The organism is Formosa sp. Hel1_31_208, assembly GCF_900104785.1.
Lineage (GTDB): Bacteria > Bacteroidota > Bacteroidia > Flavobacteriales > Flavobacteriaceae > Psychroserpens.
On sequence record NZ_LT629733.1, the window covers coordinates 1,878,532 to 1,898,765 of the forward strand.

General features: G+C 33.9%; 17 protein-coding genes. All 17 read left to right on the forward strand.

The genetic code is table 11. The features are described from left to right. Positions 1–326 precede the first annotated feature (326 nt). A complete protein-coding gene (locus tag BLT57_RS08480; RefSeq protein WP_091424867.1) occupies positions 327–3,629 on the forward strand; it encodes a VCBS repeat-containing protein in 3,303 nt (1,100 codons plus the stop codon). Between the two features lie 213 nt (positions 3,630–3,842). Continuing rightward, positions 3,843–5,402: a T9SS type A sorting domain-containing protein gene (locus tag BLT57_RS08485; RefSeq protein ID WP_091424870.1), complete on the forward strand. Its 1,560-nt coding sequence runs from the start codon at positions 3,843–3,845 to the stop codon at positions 5,400–5,402. Positions 5,403–5,546: 144 nt separating this feature from the next. Beyond that, entirely contained in the window at positions 5,547–7,664 is a 2,118-nt protein-coding gene (locus BLT57_RS08490) for a thioredoxin domain-containing protein (RefSeq protein WP_091424872.1), read from the forward strand. Between the two features lie 67 nt (positions 7,665–7,731). Then, a complete protein-coding gene (locus BLT57_RS08495) occupies positions 7,732–8,739 on the forward strand; it encodes a LacI family DNA-binding transcriptional regulator (RefSeq protein WP_091424875.1) in 1,008 nt (335 codons plus the stop codon). Between the two features lie 217 nt (positions 8,740–8,956). Then, on the forward strand, positions 8,957–10,765 hold the full coding sequence (locus tag BLT57_RS08500; protein WP_091424877.1) for a PQQ-dependent sugar dehydrogenase: 1,809 nt from the start codon (positions 8,957–8,959) through the stop codon (positions 10,763–10,765). Positions 10,766–10,866: 101 nt separating this feature from the next. Beyond that, a complete protein-coding gene (locus tag BLT57_RS08505) occupies positions 10,867–11,499 on the forward strand; it encodes a Crp/Fnr family transcriptional regulator (protein ID WP_091424880.1) in 633 nt (210 codons plus the stop codon). A 63-nt stretch (positions 11,500–11,562) separates the two neighbouring features. After that, positions 11,563–12,363, forward strand: coding sequence for a sulfite exporter TauE/SafE family protein (locus BLT57_RS08510; RefSeq protein ID WP_091424881.1), 801 nt, complete (start codon positions 11,563–11,565; stop codon positions 12,361–12,363). A gap of 89 nt (positions 12,364–12,452) precedes the next feature. Next, positions 12,453–13,868, forward strand: a complete 1,416-nt coding sequence (locus BLT57_RS08515; RefSeq protein WP_091424882.1) for a rhodanese-like domain-containing protein — start codon at positions 12,453–12,455, stop codon at positions 13,866–13,868. Positions 13,869–14,019: 151 nt separating this feature from the next. Beyond that, positions 14,020–14,358 carry a rhodanese-like domain-containing protein gene (locus BLT57_RS08520; protein ID WP_091424884.1) on the forward strand — a complete coding sequence of 113 codons (339 nt, stop codon included), beginning with the start codon at positions 14,020–14,022 and terminating at the stop codon, positions 14,356–14,358. 3 nt (positions 14,359–14,361) lie between these two features. Next, positions 14,362–15,369 (forward strand): DUF3365 domain-containing protein, encoded by a 1,008-nt coding sequence (locus BLT57_RS08525; RefSeq protein WP_091424886.1) that lies wholly within the window; start codon positions 14,362–14,364, stop codon positions 15,367–15,369. Positions 15,370–15,381: 12 nt separating this feature from the next. Further along, on the forward strand, positions 15,382–15,675 hold the full coding sequence (gene trxA, locus BLT57_RS08530) for a thioredoxin (protein WP_091424888.1): 294 nt from the start codon (positions 15,382–15,384) through the stop codon (positions 15,673–15,675). 2 nt (positions 15,676–15,677) lie between these two features. Continuing rightward, positions 15,678–16,265 (forward strand): methyltransferase domain-containing protein, encoded by a 588-nt coding sequence (locus BLT57_RS08535; protein WP_091424890.1) that lies wholly within the window; start codon positions 15,678–15,680, stop codon positions 16,263–16,265. 17 nt (positions 16,266–16,282) lie between these two features. Further along, positions 16,283–16,486 carry a DUF2892 domain-containing protein gene (locus BLT57_RS08540; RefSeq protein WP_091424892.1) on the forward strand — a complete coding sequence of 68 codons (204 nt, stop codon included), beginning with the start codon at positions 16,283–16,285 and terminating at the stop codon, positions 16,484–16,486. Positions 16,487–16,588: 102 nt separating this feature from the next. Continuing rightward, positions 16,589–16,735, forward strand: coding sequence for a hypothetical protein (locus BLT57_RS14130; RefSeq protein ID WP_172827441.1), 147 nt, complete (start codon positions 16,589–16,591; stop codon positions 16,733–16,735). 387 nt (positions 16,736–17,122) lie between these two features. Further along, complete coding sequence (locus tag BLT57_RS08545) at positions 17,123–17,572, forward strand: DUF4405 domain-containing protein (RefSeq protein WP_091424895.1); 450 nt, start codon at positions 17,123–17,125, stop codon at positions 17,570–17,572. 53 nt (positions 17,573–17,625) lie between these two features. After that, positions 17,626–18,936, forward strand: a complete 1,311-nt coding sequence (locus tag BLT57_RS08550; RefSeq protein WP_091424897.1) for a TolC family protein — start codon at positions 17,626–17,628, stop codon at positions 18,934–18,936. A 70-nt stretch (positions 18,937–19,006) separates the two neighbouring features. Further along, positions 19,007–20,086, forward strand: coding sequence for an efflux RND transporter periplasmic adaptor subunit (locus tag BLT57_RS08555; RefSeq protein WP_091424899.1), 1,080 nt, complete (start codon positions 19,007–19,009; stop codon positions 20,084–20,086). Positions 20,087–20,234 lie beyond the last annotated feature (148 nt).

Consider the following 20,234-nt stretch of genomic DNA (forward strand, 5'->3'; position numbering starts at 1 on the left):
TGTTAATATATTAAACTTTGTATATTGTAAAAAACACATGATTTATTAGGGGATTTTGAAACAGTCTTACCAGTTGGGAACTATTAATAGTTTGGAAGATTTAGCTGGAGCGTCGTAAATAACTAGGCTATAAAAGTAAATATCGAAGCATTTTAATGTTCTTTAATTGCAAATCGAGAAAAATTGGAGACAAAGGTAAGGTTGGAGTATATTGAGGAATTTGAGATACAAATAAAAATTAAAATTTTAACTTCATATTAGGATCATTCTTATGTCATTAAATCTTGTTTTCCTTATATTTAGTGTTATTTAATAGTTAAGTGAAAATGAAAAAAGTCAAGATTATATCATTAATTCTAAGCATAACTCTTTTTGTAGTATCATCATGCGATAAAAGTCCTCAAAAACCCTTTGCAGATGAAATAGTCGGAGGGTTAGAATTATTATCTTCTGAACAAACAGGAATTGATTTTAGCAATACAATTAAAGAATCTAAACAGTTTCATCATTATTATTTTAGTCAAATGTATCTTGGGTCAGGAGTTGCTATTGGTGACATTAATAATGATGGATTACCTGATATTTTTTTTGGCGGAAATCAAGTAGCAGACAGATTATATCTTAACAAAGGCGATCTAAAATTTGATGATATTACTAAATCATCAAAAGTAGCTAAAAACTCTGGTTGGACTTGGGGTGTAACTATGGTAGATATAAACGCTGACGGTTATTTAGACATATATGTTAGTAGAAATGGTAGCTCTTTCAATCCTGAAGACAGAAGAAATCAATTATATATAAATAATCAAGATCTAACATTTACTGAATCTGCTATTAAATATGGTCTTGCTGATATTGGTTTTTCTACTCAAGCGGTTTTTTTTGACATGGATAATGACGGTGATTTGGATATGTATCAATTAAACCAACCGCCAGATAAGAAATTAATGTTATCAAGAGAAATACCAAAAAGTCAATACAAGTTCTTTTTAGATAGAATGTATCGAAACGATAATGGTAAATTTAAAGATATTTCACTACAAGTGGGAATTGACAGAAGATTAGCTTATGGATTAAGTGTTAATGCATCAGACCTTAATAATGACGGATGGGTTGACTTATATATTGCTAATGATTATGCCATGCCTGACTTTATGTATTATAACAATGGTGATGGGACATTCCGTAATGTTATTAATGAAGAGTTAAAACATATTACGCAATTAAGTATGGGTTCTGATATTGGCGATATAAACAATGATGGCCTTTTAGATTTAATTACTACAGATATGACACCAGAGGATCATTACCGTGCTAAAACAAACATGGCTTCGATGAGCACTGAAGTATTTGAAGCTCTTTTTGACGCTGGAGGTCATAGGCAATACATGACGAATACATTACAACTAAATACAGGTTTAGGGAGTTTTTCTGATATTGCAAATTTAGCAGGAACATCAAGTACTGATTGGAGTTGGTCAAGCCTAATTGCTGACATTGATAATGATGGATGGAAAGATATAATTGTATCTAACGGTATTAAAAAGGATGTTGACAATAATGATTACCGTAATATATTAAGTAATCTTAATCCTGACAGTACGACTGTAGACGAATTATATAGAATGAGTAAAGAAGCCCCTTCTCAACCTATCTCTAACTATGCTTTCAGGAATAAGGGAAACTTAGAGTTTGAAAAAGTTTCAAAGAAATGGGGATTCAATACACCGAGCTTTTCAAATGGTATGTCTTATGGTGATTTAGATAATGATGGTGATTTAGATGTAGTAGTCAATAATATAGATTCCGAAGCTTTTATTTATAAAAACAATGCAACTGGAAACTTCTTAAAAATTAGATTAGAAGGCTCAGAAAAAAACATATTTGGCTATGGAACTAAAGCTATAATAAGTCATAATGGCAAAACTCAAATGTCCGAAAATTTTGTAACTAGAGGTTATTTATCTTCCATAAATCCTGAATTTTTATTTGGACTAGGACTAGAGAAAAATATAGATAAGGTGGAAATCATATGGCCAGACGGTAAAACTAATACCTTTCTGAATGTTCAAGCAAATGAAATGCTCATTGCACATTATTCTGACTCAAAAGCCATTAATAAAAACACCTCTAAAGATGAAACTTTACTATCAAAAATCAATGCCGAAGATTTAGGGCTGGATTTTATTCATGATGAGAATAAATACGATGAATTCACCGAAGAAATACTATTACCTCATAATATTTCTCAAAATGGTCCTTTTATAGCAATAGGTGATGTGAATGGAGATCAAATTGAAGATTTATTCATTGGCGGAGCGTCTGGTCAAGTAGGTGTTTTATACTTACAAAAACAAAACGGTCAATTTGTGAAGAATTTATCCCAGCCATGGGCGATTGATAAACAATCAGAAGATTTAGGAGTTTTGTTTTTAGACGTAGATGGAGATAACGATTTGGATTTATTTATTTCCAGTGGAGGTAGCGAATTTAAACAAGGTGACACTAGACTAAAGGACAGGCTCTATATAAATGATGGTAAAGGTCAATTTTTAAAAGACAAACAAGCACTACCAAACATTTACGAGAGCTCACAATGTGTCAAATCATCTGATATTGATAAAGATGGTGACTTAGACCTATTTGTCGGAACTCGATTAATTTCAGGAAAGTATACATATCCAGCGTCTAGTTACTTTTTAATCAATAACAATGGTACATTCAAAAAAGCTTCGAAAGATAAAGCTGTTGTTTTAGATAATATTGGTATGGTGACAGATGCAGTATTTAGCGATATAGACAATGATAATGATGAAGATTTAATTGTTGTTGGCGAATGGATGGAAATAAAACTATTGCTAAATAATAATGGTGTGTTTGAAGATCAATCAGAAGTTTTTGGTCTAAAAAACACAAGAGGCATTTGGTGGTCTATTACTGCGGAAGACATAGATAAAGATGGCGATGATGATTATATTGTTGGAAATCTCGGAAAAAATAACAAGTTTAAAGCGTCTGAAGAACATCCATTTAAAGTATATGCAAATGACTTTGACAACAATGGAACAAATGATGTGGTTTTAGCAAAATTTTATAAAGATGATTATGTCCCTTTAAGAGGAAGAGAATGCACAAGTCAACAAATGCCTTATGTAGCTAAAAAATTTGAGGACTACAATAGTTTTGCCTCTTCCAAACTTATTGATATTTTACCTAAAGAAAAAGTAGATGATGCTATAGTTTACGAAATAACAAGTTTTGAAAGTATTATATTAGTAAATGAAAATGGTAGTCTAATTAAAAACTCATTGCCAAATGAAGCGCAGATATCACCAATTAAAGCTTCTATTGTATTAGATATTAATGAAGATGGCAATTTAGATATCATTACTGTTGGAAATCATTATGGAGTAGAGGTAGAAACTACACGTTACGATGCAGGTTTTGGAACTGTACTAATTGGAGATGGGCAGAATAATTTTAAATTTTATTCACCTCAAAAAAGCGGGTTATATATACCTGAAGATAGTCGAGATATAAAACAATTAAAAACAAACAATAAAAAATTAATTATTACAACAAACAATGACAAAAGTTTGTCAATTTTTAATAAGAATGATAAAAATTAACCTCGTATAGTTACTACGAGTATTGTTAATTCAAATATTATTTTTGTATTATATTGATTAACAATACATTATATTAATAAATAAGAGATTCTTAAGACTTTTTTATTTTGTCATGTATGGTTTTTGTATAGGTCTTGTTAACAGTTAATATAACAAATAATCATCATATTGTAGAACATAAAAATTATGAATTTAAATTAAACAATAACAATTATGAAAAAAATTACTTTTTTAGCTTTTTTATTTGTCACGCTGATTGGATTTTCACAGGAGTTGATCACAAATGGTGACTTCCAGACAGGTGTTGCTGGCGACTGGTACTCTGGTGGTGACAACAACCCAATAGAGGTCGTAGATCAAGGGGGAAATTTCGTTTTCCAAGCAAACGTCACCAGTACGACAGATGTATGGCGAGTGAATTTGAGTCAAGTAGTTGCTCTTCAGGATAATACTAGTTATGAGTTAGTATTTGATGCTTTTACAGATGCTACTACAGGAACTAGAACAATGTTAGCAAGTTTAGGTCAAGCAGGCGCTGGTTTTAACGGGACAGACCCATTAACTATAGATTTAACAGATACGCCACAAACTTTTACACGTACAATTACAACTAATTTTGACACAGCAAATACAGATACAACTGGACCATTTCCAGGAAGTCGTGTTATTTTTGATATGGGTGGAGATACAGGATTTGTCTTTATTGATAATGTTTCTCTAACAGAAACTACTGTCGATCCAACATTGACTGATGTTACTTTAAGTGATTTACAATTAGATAATAGTCTCATTACTGGGTTTGATCCTAATACAACCACTTATAATATCGCCCTTCCTGATGCGATGTCTATACCGCAGATAACATCGGTATCGACCACAAATCCAAATGCAACGGTTGGCACGCTTAATCAGGCAACAGCAGTTCCAGGAACTGCAACCTTTGATGTCACTTCAGAAGACACTACAGTAACCCAAACATATACCATCAACTTTACAATTCAAGGTGAATTAACTGAATTAGTAGGTAATGGTAGTTTTGAGACCGGTGATTATACTGATTGGCAACAATTTGAGAGTACTGCAGGTAATCAAACAATAACTTCGACTAACCCATCAGAAGGTGCTTTTGCTGCGAATATCAACAATGTTACAACAGGTACTAATAGTCTTATTAAAAGTGCCAATAGAGGTATTGGAATAGTTAATGCTGGAAATGAGGTAACTATAAAATTTGATTTAAGAGGGACTACCGGCCCTGGTGGAGTAGTATTTGTAGAGCTTTTTTCAGAATTAGCTGGTGGTGGAACTTCTGCTGCAGAGATATTAGGTGGTGGTCCAATTGCTCTTAACGGAGACCCTAACGTATGGACGAGTTATGAGTTTACTACCAATGTTGGTCCTAATGTAGATGGTGGTATAACCTTACAGTTTGGTGCTGCTACAGCTGCGTTTGCAGGTTCTTTTACTGATCTTTTTATTGATAATGTATCCATGGTTAATAATGATCAAACGTTGAGTATTAACAACGTTTCAAGTAACTTGAATGTGAAAATTTATCCAAATCCAACAGTTAATAATTGGATAATCGAATCTTCAAACAATCAAAACATAACATCTGTTGAAGTTTATGATATATTAGGAAAAGAGGTGTTATCGTTAAAACCTAATACTACTGATGTAACTTTAGATGCGTCAAGCATGAAAAGTGGTATTTATATAGCTAAATTATCAACTGTAAATGGATCAAAAACAGTGAAGCTTATTAAGCAATAAGTATTTAGTTTATCAAAATAAAAAAAGCGTGTTTATATATAAACACGCTTTTTTTGTCTTTCACATCTATTCATGCATTATTTTTGTGTAGAGGAAATCACCACATGTGATGGTTATGATTAAATAAATATAATAGGCACCTAAATGTTGAAACATATTCTTTTTTACTTTTCAATCCTAGTCACTTTGACTAGCTGTTCTCAAAAAAGCAAGCCCTTAGCTCAAACCGACAGTAATAAAGCTAATGATTTGATTCATGAGACTAGTCCTTATCTACTCCAGCACGCTTATAATCCAGTAGCTTGGAAAGCATGGAATCCGGAAACGCTTCAATTGGCGAAAGATCAGAATAAATTAATGATTATTTCTGTTGGATATTCCGCTTGCCATTGGTGTCATGTTATGGAAGAGGAAAGTTTTGAAAACGATTCAATCGCAAAATTAATGAACGAAAACTTTATAAATATTAAAGTTGATCGAGAAGAACGCCCAGATATCGACCAAATATATATGAATGCAGTGCAGCTTATGACCGGTAGTGGTGGTTGGCCTTTGAATTGTATCGCCTTACCTGATGGAAGACCTGTGTTTGGAGGAACTTATTTTACTAAAGAACAGTGGACTGATGTTTTAGTTGAGATATCCACCTTATATAATAATGATCCTGAAAAGATGATAGCCTATGCCGAAAATTTAACAGAAGGCATAAAAAATTCTAACCTTATAACAGTTAATAAAGAAGAGATTCCATTTAATCAAACAAAAGTGGAATCAATTATTTCAGATTTAAAGAAAGATATTGACTACCGAAATGGTGGACAAAAAAACGCGCCTAAATTTCCAATGCCAGATTATTTGAATTTACTCTTAAGAGCAAGTTATCAATATAAGGATGAGCAATTAAACGACTTTGTAGAAACTACGTTAGTCAAAATGGCTAATGGAGGTATTTATGATCAAATTGGAGGTGGGTTCTCTAGATATTCCGTTGATGAGCGATGGCATATTCCTCATTTTGAAAAAATGTTATATGATAATGCACAATTGGTAAGCCTGTATTCTAAGGCCTATCAATTGACTAAAAATAAATATTTTACGACTATTATTGATGAAACTCTTGAATTTATAGATAGAGACTTAACTGACGAAAACGGTGCGTTTTACTCCTCATTAGATGCCGATAGTAAAACAGCTGAGGGAGAACTAGAAGAAGGCGCCTACTATGTGTGGACAAAGGATGAATTAAAGCAGTTGCTCGGTGAAGATTATACGTTGTTCGAAAACTATTATAATATTAATTCCGTTGGGAAATGGGAAAAAGATAATTACGTCCTTTATAAAACAAAGTCTAATCAAGAATTTAGCGAGAAAAATAATATGTCTATTGAAGCGCTAAAGTTGGAGTTGACTGATTGGAAGACCAAACTAAATGCAGCGCGAAATGAAAGAGATTTGCCACGAAAGGATGATAAGGTGTTATCGTCTTGGAATAGTTTAATGCTAAACGCGTATGTGGACGCTTATCGAGTCTTGGGCGAACCGATGTACTTAAATAGAGCAATAAATAATGCAAACTTTTTAATAGAGCACCAGATTAAAGATGATGGTTCAATGTATCATAATTATAAAAACGGAAAGAGCACTATTGATGCATTTTCAGAAGATTATGCCCATACGATATCTGCACTCATCGCCTTATATCAAGTTACTTTTAATGAAAAATGGCTACATCAAGCAAAACAACTAATGGATTATAGCATACAGCATTTTATAAACGAAGAGAGCGGTATGTTTTATTTCACGTCTGATACTGAAACTAACTTAATTACCAGAAAAACTGAGGTGATTGATAATGTAATCCCTTCTTCGAACTCTGTGTTTGCTGAAAACCTTTTTAAACTCGGACATTACTATGCTAATACGACCTATTCAAATATGGCTAAGCAAATGCTGAGTAATATGAATTCTTCAATTATGGATACACCATCAGGTTATTCAAATTGGTTAGAATTATATATAAATTATGCAAACCCGTACTATGAAGTCGCCCTTGCAGGACCTAATGCTCATGCAAAATTAAAAGAATTAGATAGACATTACTTACCTAATATATTAATAGCTGGTGCAACCAGTAATAGTCAGTTGCCACTATTAGATAGTAAGTATAATGATGATGAAACATATATATATGTATGTGTTAATGGGAGTTGTAAACTCCCAGTAACGGAGACAGATCGAGCTATAAAGCAATTAGAAAAATAAGTACATTTAAGATTCATAATAATCAGACTTTATGATTTTTTATAAACGCAATTAAAAGTAATCTACTATGATCACATTAAAACATTTAGCGGAACAGTTAAACGTCTCAGTATCGACGGTTTCAAAAGCACTGAATAATAGTGATGAAATTAGTAAAGAAACTATTGAACGCGTAAAAACCCTAGCAGACTTTCTAAATTATAAGCCTAATAAATTAGCGGTAAGCCTTAAAAAAAGCAAGACCAACACTATCGGTGTTATTATTCCAAACATTTTGAATCACTTTTTCGCGAAAGCGCTCTATGCTATCGAAATGGAAGCCTCAAAACAAGGTTATAATATTATTACCTGTCTTTCTAATGAATTAGAATCTAAAGAAGCAAATAGTCTTCAGCTACTTTCAAATGGAAGTGTAGACGGGTTTATCATATCTATTGCGGAAGAAACACAAGTTAAAAACAATCTTGACCATTTAAACGCGTTAATTCGCCAAAATATACCATTTGTATTATTTGATAGGGTTTCTGAGGACATTGATTGTGATAAAGTAGTCATTGATGACTTTGGTGCAGCCTATGAAGCAACGTGTCATCTGCTTTCCGAAGGCAGACAGCATATTGTCCTAATTGGCGATATTGAAGACTTAAGTGTTGGTAAACTAAGAACCAATGGCTATTTACAAGCTTTGAAAGATTCTAAGGGTTATAAAAATGAGCCCAAAGTTTTAACCATAAATAAACACAATAGGGTTGAAGATGTTGTTTCAGATTTATTTGTAAAAAACCCTAGCGTTGACGGAATTATTTCTATTGACAATACATCAGGTGTGGTTGCTTTAAACAAGGCACTACAACTTAATTACAAAGTGCCACAGGCGTTATCAATAATTGGGTTTTCAGATGAAAATGTACTCCAATTCACGGAGCCTAAACTGTCTACAGTTTCACAGCACACTTTAGACATTGGTAAAACTTCTGTAAATCTGCTTATAGATCGTCTAAATAATAAAACAGAGAGCAACACCACAACCAAAACCATCAAAACAAAATTAATTTTAAGAGGAACTACAAAATAACCTTCTTAAGGCTTGATATTACTTACTTTCAATTGATGCTTTTTGAAAGGCTAACCTGTGTAATGATAAGTTTAAACACTTAAATCATAGAGTTTTAGAACATTCGCAGGTGTTTTTGTCAATTGCTCGATATATTCATTCAACTTTGTATTTAAAGTATTATATTTAATATTGATTGATAGCCAGTTTTTAATTCCAACTTCTTAAACCCTGTTTTATGAGGCGTTATCAATTTATGTTTAATTCAAAATTTATCCTAATAATAGGCGCGTTCTTGTGTGTCATTTTTAACGGTTTTGCCCAATTACCAGCTGGATATTCTGCAACCGAAGTACAGTCGGGATATAATACAATTATGGGTGTCGTTTTTAATCAGGCTGGAACCAAAATGTTCGTCTGGGAAAAACGCGGACATGTTTATGTGTCTAATTGGAATGGTTCAACTTATGTCAAGCAAGCAACACCTGTATTGGATATATCTGATGAAGTTGGTGATTGGAGAGACTTTGGATTTGCCAGTTTTTGCTTAGATCCAAATTTTGACACGAATGGACTGGTCTATATGTATTATATGGTAGATCGTGAACATTTAATGGACTTCGGAACACCAGATTATGATCCAAACGATAACGATTATTATGAAGCCTCTATTAGCCGATTAACCCGCTATGAGCTAAATATTGGCAGTTCACCCTTAACAGCAAATTATCAATCACGTATGGTCTTATTGGGTGATTCGCCATCAACAGGTGTTCCATTAACCCATGAATCCCATGCAGGAGGAACTGTTCTATTTGCAAATGATGGTACTTTATTAGTTTCTACTGGAGATAATGCTAGTTATAGCTCTTTGGATACGGGAAGTGCCAGTGAAACCTATTTCCAACAAGCCATAAATGATGGCATACTAAGACCTGAAGAAAACGTTGGAGCTTTCAGAAGTCAAATGCCCACGTCCTTATGTGGAAAAGTATTACGTCTAGACCCTACAACAGGCTATGGCGTGCCATCTAATCCGTTTTTTGAGGCTAGTAACTCAAGCTCAGTGAAGTCTAAAGTTTGGGCTATGGGATTAAGACATCCTTTTCGAATGTCTATTCAACCCGGAAGTGGAAGTAATAATCCTAACGATGGAAACCCAGGTATAATTCATGTCGCCGATGTTGGATGGGGAACATGGGAAGACCTTCATATTTTTGATAAAGGCGGCTTGAACGGTGGATGGCCTTTGTATGAAGGGCAAACGATACATGATCAATACTTTAATAGTGGTACAACAAACCCTGATGAAGGAAACGTGCTCTTTGCTGATAATTGTCCGCAACCAAATTCATTTACCGACAATACAGATTCAGCACTTAGACGATTTGTACATGATAGACCAGAGGTAGCGTGGAGACATGGCGGACAAAATGAAGCACGCGTACCAGCCTTTCTTTTTGGGGTGCCTGTGGCACCTCGAGTAGGTGGATTTGGTTCACCAACAACGGGTGTAGAGTTTAGAGGTAATACAGCAATTGCAGGGGTTTATATTCAGGGTAATGCTTTAGGTCACAATATGGCTGGTAAATATCTATTTACAGATTATGTTCGTAATTGGATTAATGTAGCAACTCTAACCGATGGGACTGAGAATTGGATTAGTCATATCTCAGAATTGGCACCTATAGGATTTGGTTCAGGAATTGTTCATATGATGCAAAACCCTTTGGACGGATTTGTATACTACGTCAATATTTTTGATGGTACATTATTTAAAATTTCATTTGATGATACACTTGATATTTCCGAAGTTAATTCACCACAGGATATCCTTATATTTCCAAACCCTACAAATGGTACCATAACAATAAAAGGGCTTGCTGAACACGGAATATTAGAAATATTCAATGTCAGTGGTCAGAAGGTTTTTAATAGTGATGTCCGAGACTCGCAACAGATCACCTTAGATCTAAACTCTGGTTTTTATATGGTTAAAATTTCTGACGGTAAGCGAGAACATATTAGAAAATTGATCATCAAATAGGTGTTATAATTAGCAGAGATAGTCTGTTTCATAAATTGTTGATCTGAATAATTCATATTGTGAATGACAATTCCTACCTTTAGTCTCCGAAAAAACATCTTATGATCGAAGAATTAAAAGCAAACTACGGTTATTTATTTGAAGAGGAATTACTTCAGGAAATCAATAACGTTGGTACCTATAAAGATGTACCTGAAGGCTATACGCTTATTGAAATTGGAGACTATATAAAGTCTATGCCGCTTTTAGTAAGTGGAGCTATTAAAATTCTTCGAGAAGACACTCATGGTGATGAGTTGATTTTATATTTTATCGAACGAGGAGATACCTGTGCAATGACGCTATCTTGTTGCCTCGGACAATCAAAAAGTGAAATTAGAGCTGTGGCAGAGACAGACACAAAACTCATAATGATACCTGTTCAAAAAATGGAAGAATGGTTGGGTAAATATAAAAGTTGGCAACGATTTATTCTACAAAGCTATCATGATCGAATGTCAGAATTACTGCAAGCTATCGATACTATTGCGTTTTTGAAACTGGATGATCGCTTATTTAAATACTTGAAAGATAAGGCCATGGTTAATCATGATGAAGTAATTCATGTGACTCATCAGGAAATTGCGCAAGACCTTCATACCTCTAGAGTTGTGATTTCGAGGTTGTTAAAGAAATTGGCACTCAGTGGTAAAATAGAACTTCACAGAAATAACATTAAAGTTATAGAGCTATAAATGTAACTTTTGTTACGAAACAGCATTCAAATACGTTTTAGTTTTGGGTGAAATATTTTTTTCATGGACATTCAACAGTTGCTTGGTTATTTAGGAGCACTTCTCATAGGTATCGTATTAGGTCTTATTGGAGGTGGAGGGTCAATTCTAACAGTGCCAATATTAGTCTACCTAATGTTTATAAATCCTGTAACAGCGACGGCCTATTCTTTGTTTGTGGTTGGTGTTTCGGCTTTGGTTGGCGCAATTAGAAACATGCAAAAAGGTTTGGTGGATTTTAGAACGGCTATCGTTTTTGCTATCCCAGCATTTATAGCGGTTTACATAACTCGAAGATATTTGGTCCCTGCAATTCCTGAGGAGCTTTTTACTGTAGGTGATTTCGTGATTACCAAAAATATTGGTATTATGTTATTTTTTGCACTAATCATGTTAATAGCCTCTGTTTCAATGATTAAAAGTAAACGAGGGGATTCAGAAGAAGATTCGATAATCATTTATAATTATCCTTTAATAATTATTGAAGGGTTTGTTGTAGGTGTTTTAACTGGTATAGTGGGTGCAGGAGGAGGATTTCTAATTATTCCTGCATTAGTATTATTAGCAAAACTACCCATGAAAAAAGCGGTAGCGACTTCACTTCTTATTATTGCTATTAAATCGTTAATAGGCTTTATTGGCGATGTTGAAAACCTCGATATAGAATGGGCTTTTTTATTAACGTTCTCTGGGGTTTCTATAATTGGAATCTTTTTGGGGATTTACCTCTCAAAATTTATTGAAGGTAAAAAACTTAAAAAAGGTTTCGGTTGGTTTGTGCTTGCTATGGGTTTCTACATTATTTATAAAGAGCTAAAAGGCTGATCATTGTAACTTTTGTTACATCACAAAAAAAATATTAGTACTACTTTTAATTGGTTCATAAATAAACGTTTAATCTATACCCAAAAGCCATGAAAGTAGAACAAATATATACTGGATGTTTAGCTCACGCTGCTTATTATATTGAAAGTAAAGGCGAGGTTGCAATTATAGATCCGTTGCGCGAAGTAGACCCTTATATAAAGAGAGCTAAACTTGATGACGCAAAAATCAAATACATTTTTGAAACACATTTCCATGCCGATTTCGTTTCTGGGCATTTAGATTTGAAAGCTAAAACTGGTGCTCAAATTGTCTTTGGTCCAACAGCAAAACCAGGCTATGATGCCATTGTAGCTGAAGACGGTCAGATTTTTAAAATAGGAGATTACAAAATCAAGGTCATTCATACCCCTGGGCATACTATGGAAAGCACAACCTATTTACTCATTGACGAAAACGGAAAAGAGCATGGTATTGTGACCGGTGATACGCTATTTATTGGAGATGTAGGTCGTCCAGATTTAGCTCAAAAAATTGTGTCAGAACTAACACAAGAAAAGTTAGCAGCATTATTATATGATTCTTTGAGAAACAAAATAATGCCCTTAAGTGATGATCTTATTATTTATCCCAATCATGGTGCTGGTTCGGCTTGTGGTAAAAACATGAGTAAGGAAACTACAGATACTTTAGGGAATCAAAAGCGAGTGAATTATGCATTGCGCGCCGATATGACTAAAGAAGAATTCATTGAGGAACTAATCGATGGTTTAACCGAACCACCTGGTTATTTTCCTCAAAATGTTATGATGAATATCAAAGGCTATGAAAGTTTTGATAAAGTCATGGCGAAATCTCATAAACCGTTAAACGCAAAATCATTTGAAGCGGCTGCGAATGAAACTGAAGCCATCATATTAGATGTGCGTCATCAATCGGAGTTCGTAAAAGGTCATATCCCTAGATCGATTTTTATTGGTATCGAAGGCGATTTTGCACCTTGGGTGGGAGCCATGATAGCCGACGTAAGCCAGCTCATTTTATTAGTCTCTCCAGTAGGTAAGGAGCAGGAGGTAATTACACGATTGTCACGTGTTGGATTCGATAATGTAATTGGATATCTAGATGGTGGTTTTGACGCTTGGAAACATTCAGGAATGGAATACGATACCGTGACGTCTATTGCTGCAGAAGAGTTTGCAAATAGGTATTCTACTATTAAAGAAAAGGTATTTGATGTGAGACGAGAAGGAGAGTATAAAGCCGAGCATATTGAGGGCGCAAAGCACACACCTTTAAATTATCTCAATAATTACCTCAGCGAGTTTCCAGGTAATAATACATTTTATGTGCATTGTGCAGGTGGGTATCGTTCGGTAATAGCTGCGTCCATTTTAAAAAGCAGAGGCATACATAATTTGATTGAGGTTGCCGGTGGTTATGATGAAATAAAGAAAACAGAAGTTCCAAGGACGGCATACGTATGTCCTTCAACTTTAAAGTAACTTACATGGTTTTTTGGTTTTTAAAAGCGTATTCGAATTTCAGTAGGATACGCTTTTTTATGTAACAAAGGTTACCGATATTCAGTTGAAAATCAAGTAATTTTAAGATGTTTTAATTAGAGACAATTTATTAATTAATTTATAAACTAGTATGTCAATATTATCTTCAATTTTTGGAAAAAAAACATCTCAAAATGATGCTTTAATAGTTCTTAAACCCAATGATTTCAGGCAACAAATAGAAGAGAAAAAAGTGCAACTCATCGATGTAAGAACGCCTAAAGAATATATGTCTGGTCATATTAAAGGGGCCAAAAATATTGATTTTTTCTCAAGCAAATTTACTATTGAGTTCAATAAGCTCAATCAAGAATTGCCAGTATATGTATATTGTAGAAGTGGTGTTCGAAGCAGGCAAGCTGGTAAAAAATTAACCAAAATGGGTTTTATAAAGATCTATGATTTAAAAGGAGGAATCTTAAATTATTAAACCATGAAAAATTTCATACTTGGTCTAATGACCATCACATTAGTTTTTAGTTGTAATCAAACAAATAAAAACACGTCCTATAGTGCTGTAGACACGATGAATAATGAAAGTACACATCCAGGAAAAAAATTAATGGAAACACATTGTTATGTTTGCCATAGTCCCTCTGCTAGCCATGACGATAGAATTGCACCGCCAATGATTGCAGTCAAAAAACATTACCTAAAAGATGGGATGAGCAAAGAGGAATTTATAAATGACATGCAGTTCTGGATCAACAATCCTACAGAAGACAATGTAAAAATGTTTGGAGCCGTGAGACGTTTTGGGTTAATGCCTAAGCAAGTATTTCCTGAGGAGACCATTAAGCACATTTCAGATTATATATATGATAATGACATAGAGCAACCAGGATGGTTTAAAGAACATTTTAAATCCGAAAAAGGCAAACACAATGGCAAAGGGCAAGGTCATGGCAAGGCAGAGCGAATGCGCAAAAAACAGGTGCAAAATGACGTTAACAGTATCACAAATGAAGAGAGAGGTTTACATTATGCTTTGACGACCAAGGCTGTTTTAGGTAAGAACCTAATGAGAACACTTCAACTGAAAGGCACCTCTGCTGCCTTAGAATTTTGCAATACAAGAGCTTATCCTTTAACCGATAGTATGGCCTTAGTTCATAATGCGTCTATAAAACGTGTTACAGACAAACCAAGAAATCCAAACAATCTTGCGAGTTCATCTGAACTTAGCCACATTAAACGTTTTAAAAAACAGCTAAATGCTAATTTAGAAATTGAACCTATCGTTACCGAAACAAATGAAAAAGTTCACGTATATTATCCCATCATTACAAATGAAATGTGCTTGCAATGTCATGGTACTCCAAATCAAGGCATAAAAAAAGAAACATTAAATAAACTCGTACAATTATATCCAAACGATAAAGCGACAGGATATACAATCAATGAATTACGAGGTATATGGAGTATTACTTTTGATAAATAAATTAAGTTAGGGATGAGCAAATTTTCAGAATTAATAAATCAACAGAAGCCTGTTTTAATCGACTTTTTTGCAGAGTGGTGTGGTCCATGTAAAATGATGAGTCCAATTTTAAAGGATGTCAAAGACACACTAGGAGATGACGTATCTATTATCAAAATTGATGTTGATAAAAATCAATCATTAGCTTCTAAATATCAAGTGAGAGGTGTACCTACCTTATTGTTATTTAAAAACGGCAAACAAATTTGGAGACAATCAGGAATGGTTCAAAAAGACGATTTAATTCAGGTCATAACCAGCAATTAATAATGGATTTAAATGCAGATTTTTGGGATCAACGTTATCAAGATGAGACCACTGGTTGGGACTTAGGAGAAGTGTCTCCTCCAATTAAAGCGTATATTGATCAGATAGATGATAAGGCCATTTCTATTTTGATTCCAGGTGGAGGAAATGCGTATGAGGCAGAATATTTATTTCGAAAAGGTTTTCATAATGTTTTTGTGATTGACCTTTCGGAAACAGCACTGAGAAATATTAAATCTAGAATCCCTGATTTTCCTGCGGAACAACTATTAAACGGGAATTTTTTTGAATTAGATAGAACCTTCGATTTGATATTGGAACAAACCTTTTTTTGTGCGATTCACCCAGATCTAAGAAACGACTACGTCACCAAAATGAATAGATTACTTGCAGTAAAAGGAAAGTTAGCTGGAGTACTATTTAATGTACCACTTTATACCGATCGTCCTCCGTTTGGGGGTTCTAAATCAGAATATATAAAGCGTTTTAAGCGATTTTTTAATATCTTGTTAATGGAAAAGGCTCATAATTCACATGAGTCTAGAATAGGTAGGGAGTTGTTTTTTATTCTAGAAAAGAAGTCTAATTAACTATAAAATTAAATCATATGAAAGCAAATATGGGAAATGCAGATCGTATCATCAGGATACTAATAGCGGTAGTTGTAGGAGTGTTGTATTGGCAAGGTAGTATTGAAGGTACATTGGCATATATACTTATTGGGTTGTCAATAGTTTTTATACTTACAAGCCTCGTAAATTTTTGTCCGTTATATGCATTGTTTGGTATCAAAACATGCAAAACAAAATAACAAAAGCATCTTAAATGACATACTTATTAATGACATAAGTCATTTTTAAAATGAATATACGGTGTTACTTTTACCCAAGTTATATCACTTAAATTAACTCTTATGATACTGTATAATACATTTCTATACAACTCTAATGCTACTGTAATTTTAGTGGCTGTTTTTGGTTTAGTTTGTCTGGTTTTAATAGGTTTTTTAGTAAAATTTATGACCGGAGGAGACACAAAAACCAAAGATGCTAGCGAGTAGTATTTTTAGTCTTAAAAAAAAGGAGAGCAGTTCAAATGCGCTCCTTTTTTTTGCATTAATTTTTAAATACCTGACGCTGCAATGAAAATAGAGCATTACTATGTCATCATTATAACCTGAAATAACTGAGAGATGATTTAAGTTGCATCTAAAGGATCAGTTTAATGTTGCAACTTCTGCAGATTGTAATCCTGATGATAGTGTGATTATTAGTTTTTTGGTTGGTTAGTGAAAGATATTAATTGATTTTAATATCATAGAAAAGAGAGTTTTTTAAGCTCTCTTTCTTTTTTTTGCACAGCTTATATAGCCTGACGAATATCATTGTGATATCCTTATTTATCAAATACTTTTGATTGTAATTTAAATACCATTTCATGGCATGGCATGGAAAAGTCTGGAAAAGTAATACGAAAATCTATTTTAAATTTTGGCATAAATGCAAGTATGACATTGTGTATGTCGGCGATTATTGGTATCGGATTTCTTATCAAATATACTTTGATTTCAGGACAAGATCGCTGGGAAGTTTATGGTCGTAATGTAGAACTCTATTTGCTTGGAATGGATAGGCATCAATGGGGAATGCTCCACCTTATTTTGGGATTTATATTGTTAGCTTTATTAATAGCTCATATCATTCTTCACTGGAAAGTTATTACTAATGTGTATCGGAAAATTATCACGGTGCCACTAGCAAAAAAAATAGTGGCTTTAGTTTTCATTTTGATATGTGCATCAATGGTTATCGTACCATTTTTTATTCAACCAGAAATCGAAACTAATAAAAAGGAAATGGGAAGAAAGGTAACACTTGTTACAGACCTTAGTGATTAGTGTTACTGACTTCCGCCTTATCAGAATGTACTTTTGTATCACACTTATTAATTATGAAACATATCATTTTTACCTATATTATTTTAGTCGGTTCTTTAGCTTCTCGAGCAATGGCTCAAGAGGTAGTGCCAATAACAAAATTGGAAGTCATTGCAAAGGTTATGACCAACAACACTGCGATAAAAATTTCCGAAGAAACCTATAATGTAGCTAAGGCAGATTATAGGCAGACAAATGCGATATTCTTACCGAGTATCACTGCGAGTCATACAGGTATTGCAACTACAAATCCTTTAATGGCTTTTGGTTCTAAACTCAATCAAGAATTATTAACACCAAATGATTTTAATCCGGCATTACTTAATGATCCATCTCAAATTCAAAATTTTGCTACCAAAATTGAAGTTCAACAACCATTAATCAATATAGATGGTGTTTATCAGCGCAAAGCAGCCAGATCAAAAATGGAAGCTATGTCGTTTCAGAATAAACGAACCACAGAATACCTAGAGTTTGAAGCTGAAAAGGCTTATATGCAATTGCAGTTGGCTCATAAAGGCGTTGACGTTATAGAAAAAGCACTTCAAGTAGCTTTTGAAAACAAACGACTCGCTAATAATCAATATGAACAAGGTTATATCCAGCGATCTGATGTATTAAATGTTGAAGTTCGAGTCACCGAAATTCAAAATCAGCTGCAAACAGCTGAAAGCAATGTCCTAAATGCTTCAAACTACCTTTCATATTTAATGAATGAGGATGACTCTAAAGTCTATATCCCTGTGGATACTTTAGCGACCAATGTTCTAAATACGTTTGCTACAAATGTTCCTGAGAGCCGTTCTGATATTATGGCAATGCAATTAGTGTCAAAGGCTTATGAGGCTGTCAATAAATCGGATAGAATGGCATTTTTACCTCGATTAAATGCCTTTGGTAGTTATGAATTATATGACAATGAGGTATTTCAAGCGAATGCAAATGGTTACTTATTTGGCGCTCAGCTCAGCTGGGATATATTTCAGGGATCAAAACGTTTTGGGAAAGCGCAAAAGAGTAAAGCAGAATATGAAAAATCTAAACTAGAGTACCAACAATATGTCTCCAAGAGTAATCTGGAACTGAATAAAGCAAAACGTATGTTTGTAGACGCACAAAATAAACTCATACTAACCACTTTAGCTATGCAGCAATCTGCAGAAGCGTTGCGCATAAGAACCAATAGATTTAAAGAAGGTTTAGAAAAAACGACAGATTTACTCCTAGTTGAAACCCAATATGCACAAAAACAACTAGAGTATTACCAAACCATTTTTGAGTACAATTTTGCTCAGGCATATGTAACCTTTTTAACCGAAGAATAACCGCTAAACATCCCGCGAGGAGACACAGAAGATAGAATACAATTTAGATCTCAATAAAAATAAATTTAAAATGAAAAAACACATATACCTCTTAATCATAATTATAGTATCTATAATTACAACTAGTTGCGGTAACGAAGACAAAAAAGTAGTTGCAGATGACTCACCTGCGATATCTGTTAAAGTCAGTGAGGTAAGTACTAATGGAAAAAATCCTTTTTTATCAGTAAGCGGAAAAATTCAAGCTTCAAATAGAGCCGATTTAAGCACCAGAATGATGGGTTATGTTAACAAAGTGCACGTTAATGTTGGGGATAAAGTGACTAAAGGTCAATTATTAGTTGCTATCAATAACACCGATTTACAAGCTAAAAAGGCACAGGTTAATGCGAGTATCACTGAAGCAACTGCTGCTTTCAATAATGCGCAAAAAGATTATAACCGCTTCAAAAATTTGTTTGCTGATAATAGTGCGACACAAAAAGAAATGGATGATATGACCGCCAATTTTGAAATGGCAAAAGCACGATTAGAAGCTGCGAACCAAATGAAAAATGAAGTTAATGCACAGTTTGCTTACAGTAATATTACAGCACCTTTTAGTGGAATAGTCACGAGTAAAAATGTTGAGGCTGGCAATATGGCAAATCCTGGAATACCCTTAATAAGTATAGAAACACCTGGAGATTTTGAAGTGATGGCAATGGTTCCAGAAACTGAAATCTCAGAAATTAAAAAAGAAACTTTGGTTGATGTAATAATCAAATCTATAAATACGGTCTTGAAAGGAAAAGTAACTGAAGTGAGTTCATCCGCAACACACACAGGAGGGCAATATTTGGTAAAAATTGATTTGGATAAAACAGATGCTAACATTATGTCTGGTATGTTTACAACGGTTCAATTTCCTATAGAAAGAAAAACACAACCTGAATTAGTATTGCTTCCAATAGAAGCAATTGTAACGAACGGTCAGTTGTCTGGAGTTTATACAGTAAGTCAAAGCAATACTGCCTTATTGCGTTGGTTGCGATTAGGAAGAACTTATGGAGATCAAGTGGAAGTATTATCAGGTTTAAATATGGATGAAACATATATCGTTTCAGCCGAAGGAAAGCTTTATAATGGTGTTAAAGTGAGTATTCAATAAGTGGTTTGAGTTGTTTTAATTCAACCATAGACATAATTAATTAAACATAAAATAGCGTTAAGGATAGCAGCGACATCCTTTTTACAACAGTTAGAGTTATCAAACTCTAACACGTAAAAAGATATAGCGAATAGCCTGTAAAAACGCC

Coding starts and splice junctions, on each gene's coding strand:
- BLT57_RS08515 (WP_091424882.1), top strand. CDS start 12,453: ATGAAAGTAGAACAAATATATACTGGATGTTTAGCTCACGCTGCTTAT.
- BLT57_RS08495 (WP_091424875.1), top strand. CDS start 7,732: ATGATCACATTAAAACATTTAGCGGAACAGTTAAACGTCTCAGTATCG.
- BLT57_RS08520 (WP_091424884.1), top strand. CDS start 14,020: ATGTCAATATTATCTTCAATTTTTGGAAAAAAAACATCTCAAAATGAT.
- BLT57_RS08555 (WP_091424899.1), top strand. CDS start 19,007: ATGAAAAAACACATATACCTCTTAATCATAATTATAGTATCTATAATT.
- BLT57_RS08550 (WP_091424897.1), top strand. CDS start 17,626: ATGAAACATATCATTTTTACCTATATTATTTTAGTCGGTTCTTTAGCT.
- BLT57_RS08480 (WP_091424867.1), top strand. CDS start 327: ATGAAAAAAGTCAAGATTATATCATTAATTCTAAGCATAACTCTTTTT.
- BLT57_RS08505 (WP_091424880.1), top strand. CDS start 10,867: ATGATCGAAGAATTAAAAGCAAACTACGGTTATTTATTTGAAGAGGAA.
- BLT57_RS08535 (WP_091424890.1), top strand. CDS start 15,678: ATGGATTTAAATGCAGATTTTTGGGATCAACGTTATCAAGATGAGACC.
- BLT57_RS08540 (WP_091424892.1), top strand. CDS start 16,283: ATGAAAGCAAATATGGGAAATGCAGATCGTATCATCAGGATACTAATA.
- BLT57_RS08545 (WP_091424895.1), top strand. CDS start 17,123: ATGGAAAAGTCTGGAAAAGTAATACGAAAATCTATTTTAAATTTTGGC.
- BLT57_RS08525 (WP_091424886.1), top strand. CDS start 14,362: ATGAAAAATTTCATACTTGGTCTAATGACCATCACATTAGTTTTTAGT.
- BLT57_RS14130 (WP_172827441.1), top strand. CDS start 16,589: ATGATACTGTATAATACATTTCTATACAACTCTAATGCTACTGTAATT.
- BLT57_RS08485 (WP_091424870.1), top strand. CDS start 3,843: ATGAAAAAAATTACTTTTTTAGCTTTTTTATTTGTCACGCTGATTGGA.
- BLT57_RS08490 (WP_091424872.1), top strand. CDS start 5,547: ATGTTGAAACATATTCTTTTTTACTTTTCAATCCTAGTCACTTTGACT.
- trxA (WP_091424888.1), top strand. CDS start 15,382: ATGAGCAAATTTTCAGAATTAATAAATCAACAGAAGCCTGTTTTAATC.
- BLT57_RS08500 (WP_091424877.1), top strand. CDS start 8,957: ATGAGGCGTTATCAATTTATGTTTAATTCAAAATTTATCCTAATAATA.
- BLT57_RS08510 (WP_091424881.1), top strand. CDS start 11,563: ATGGACATTCAACAGTTGCTTGGTTATTTAGGAGCACTTCTCATAGGT.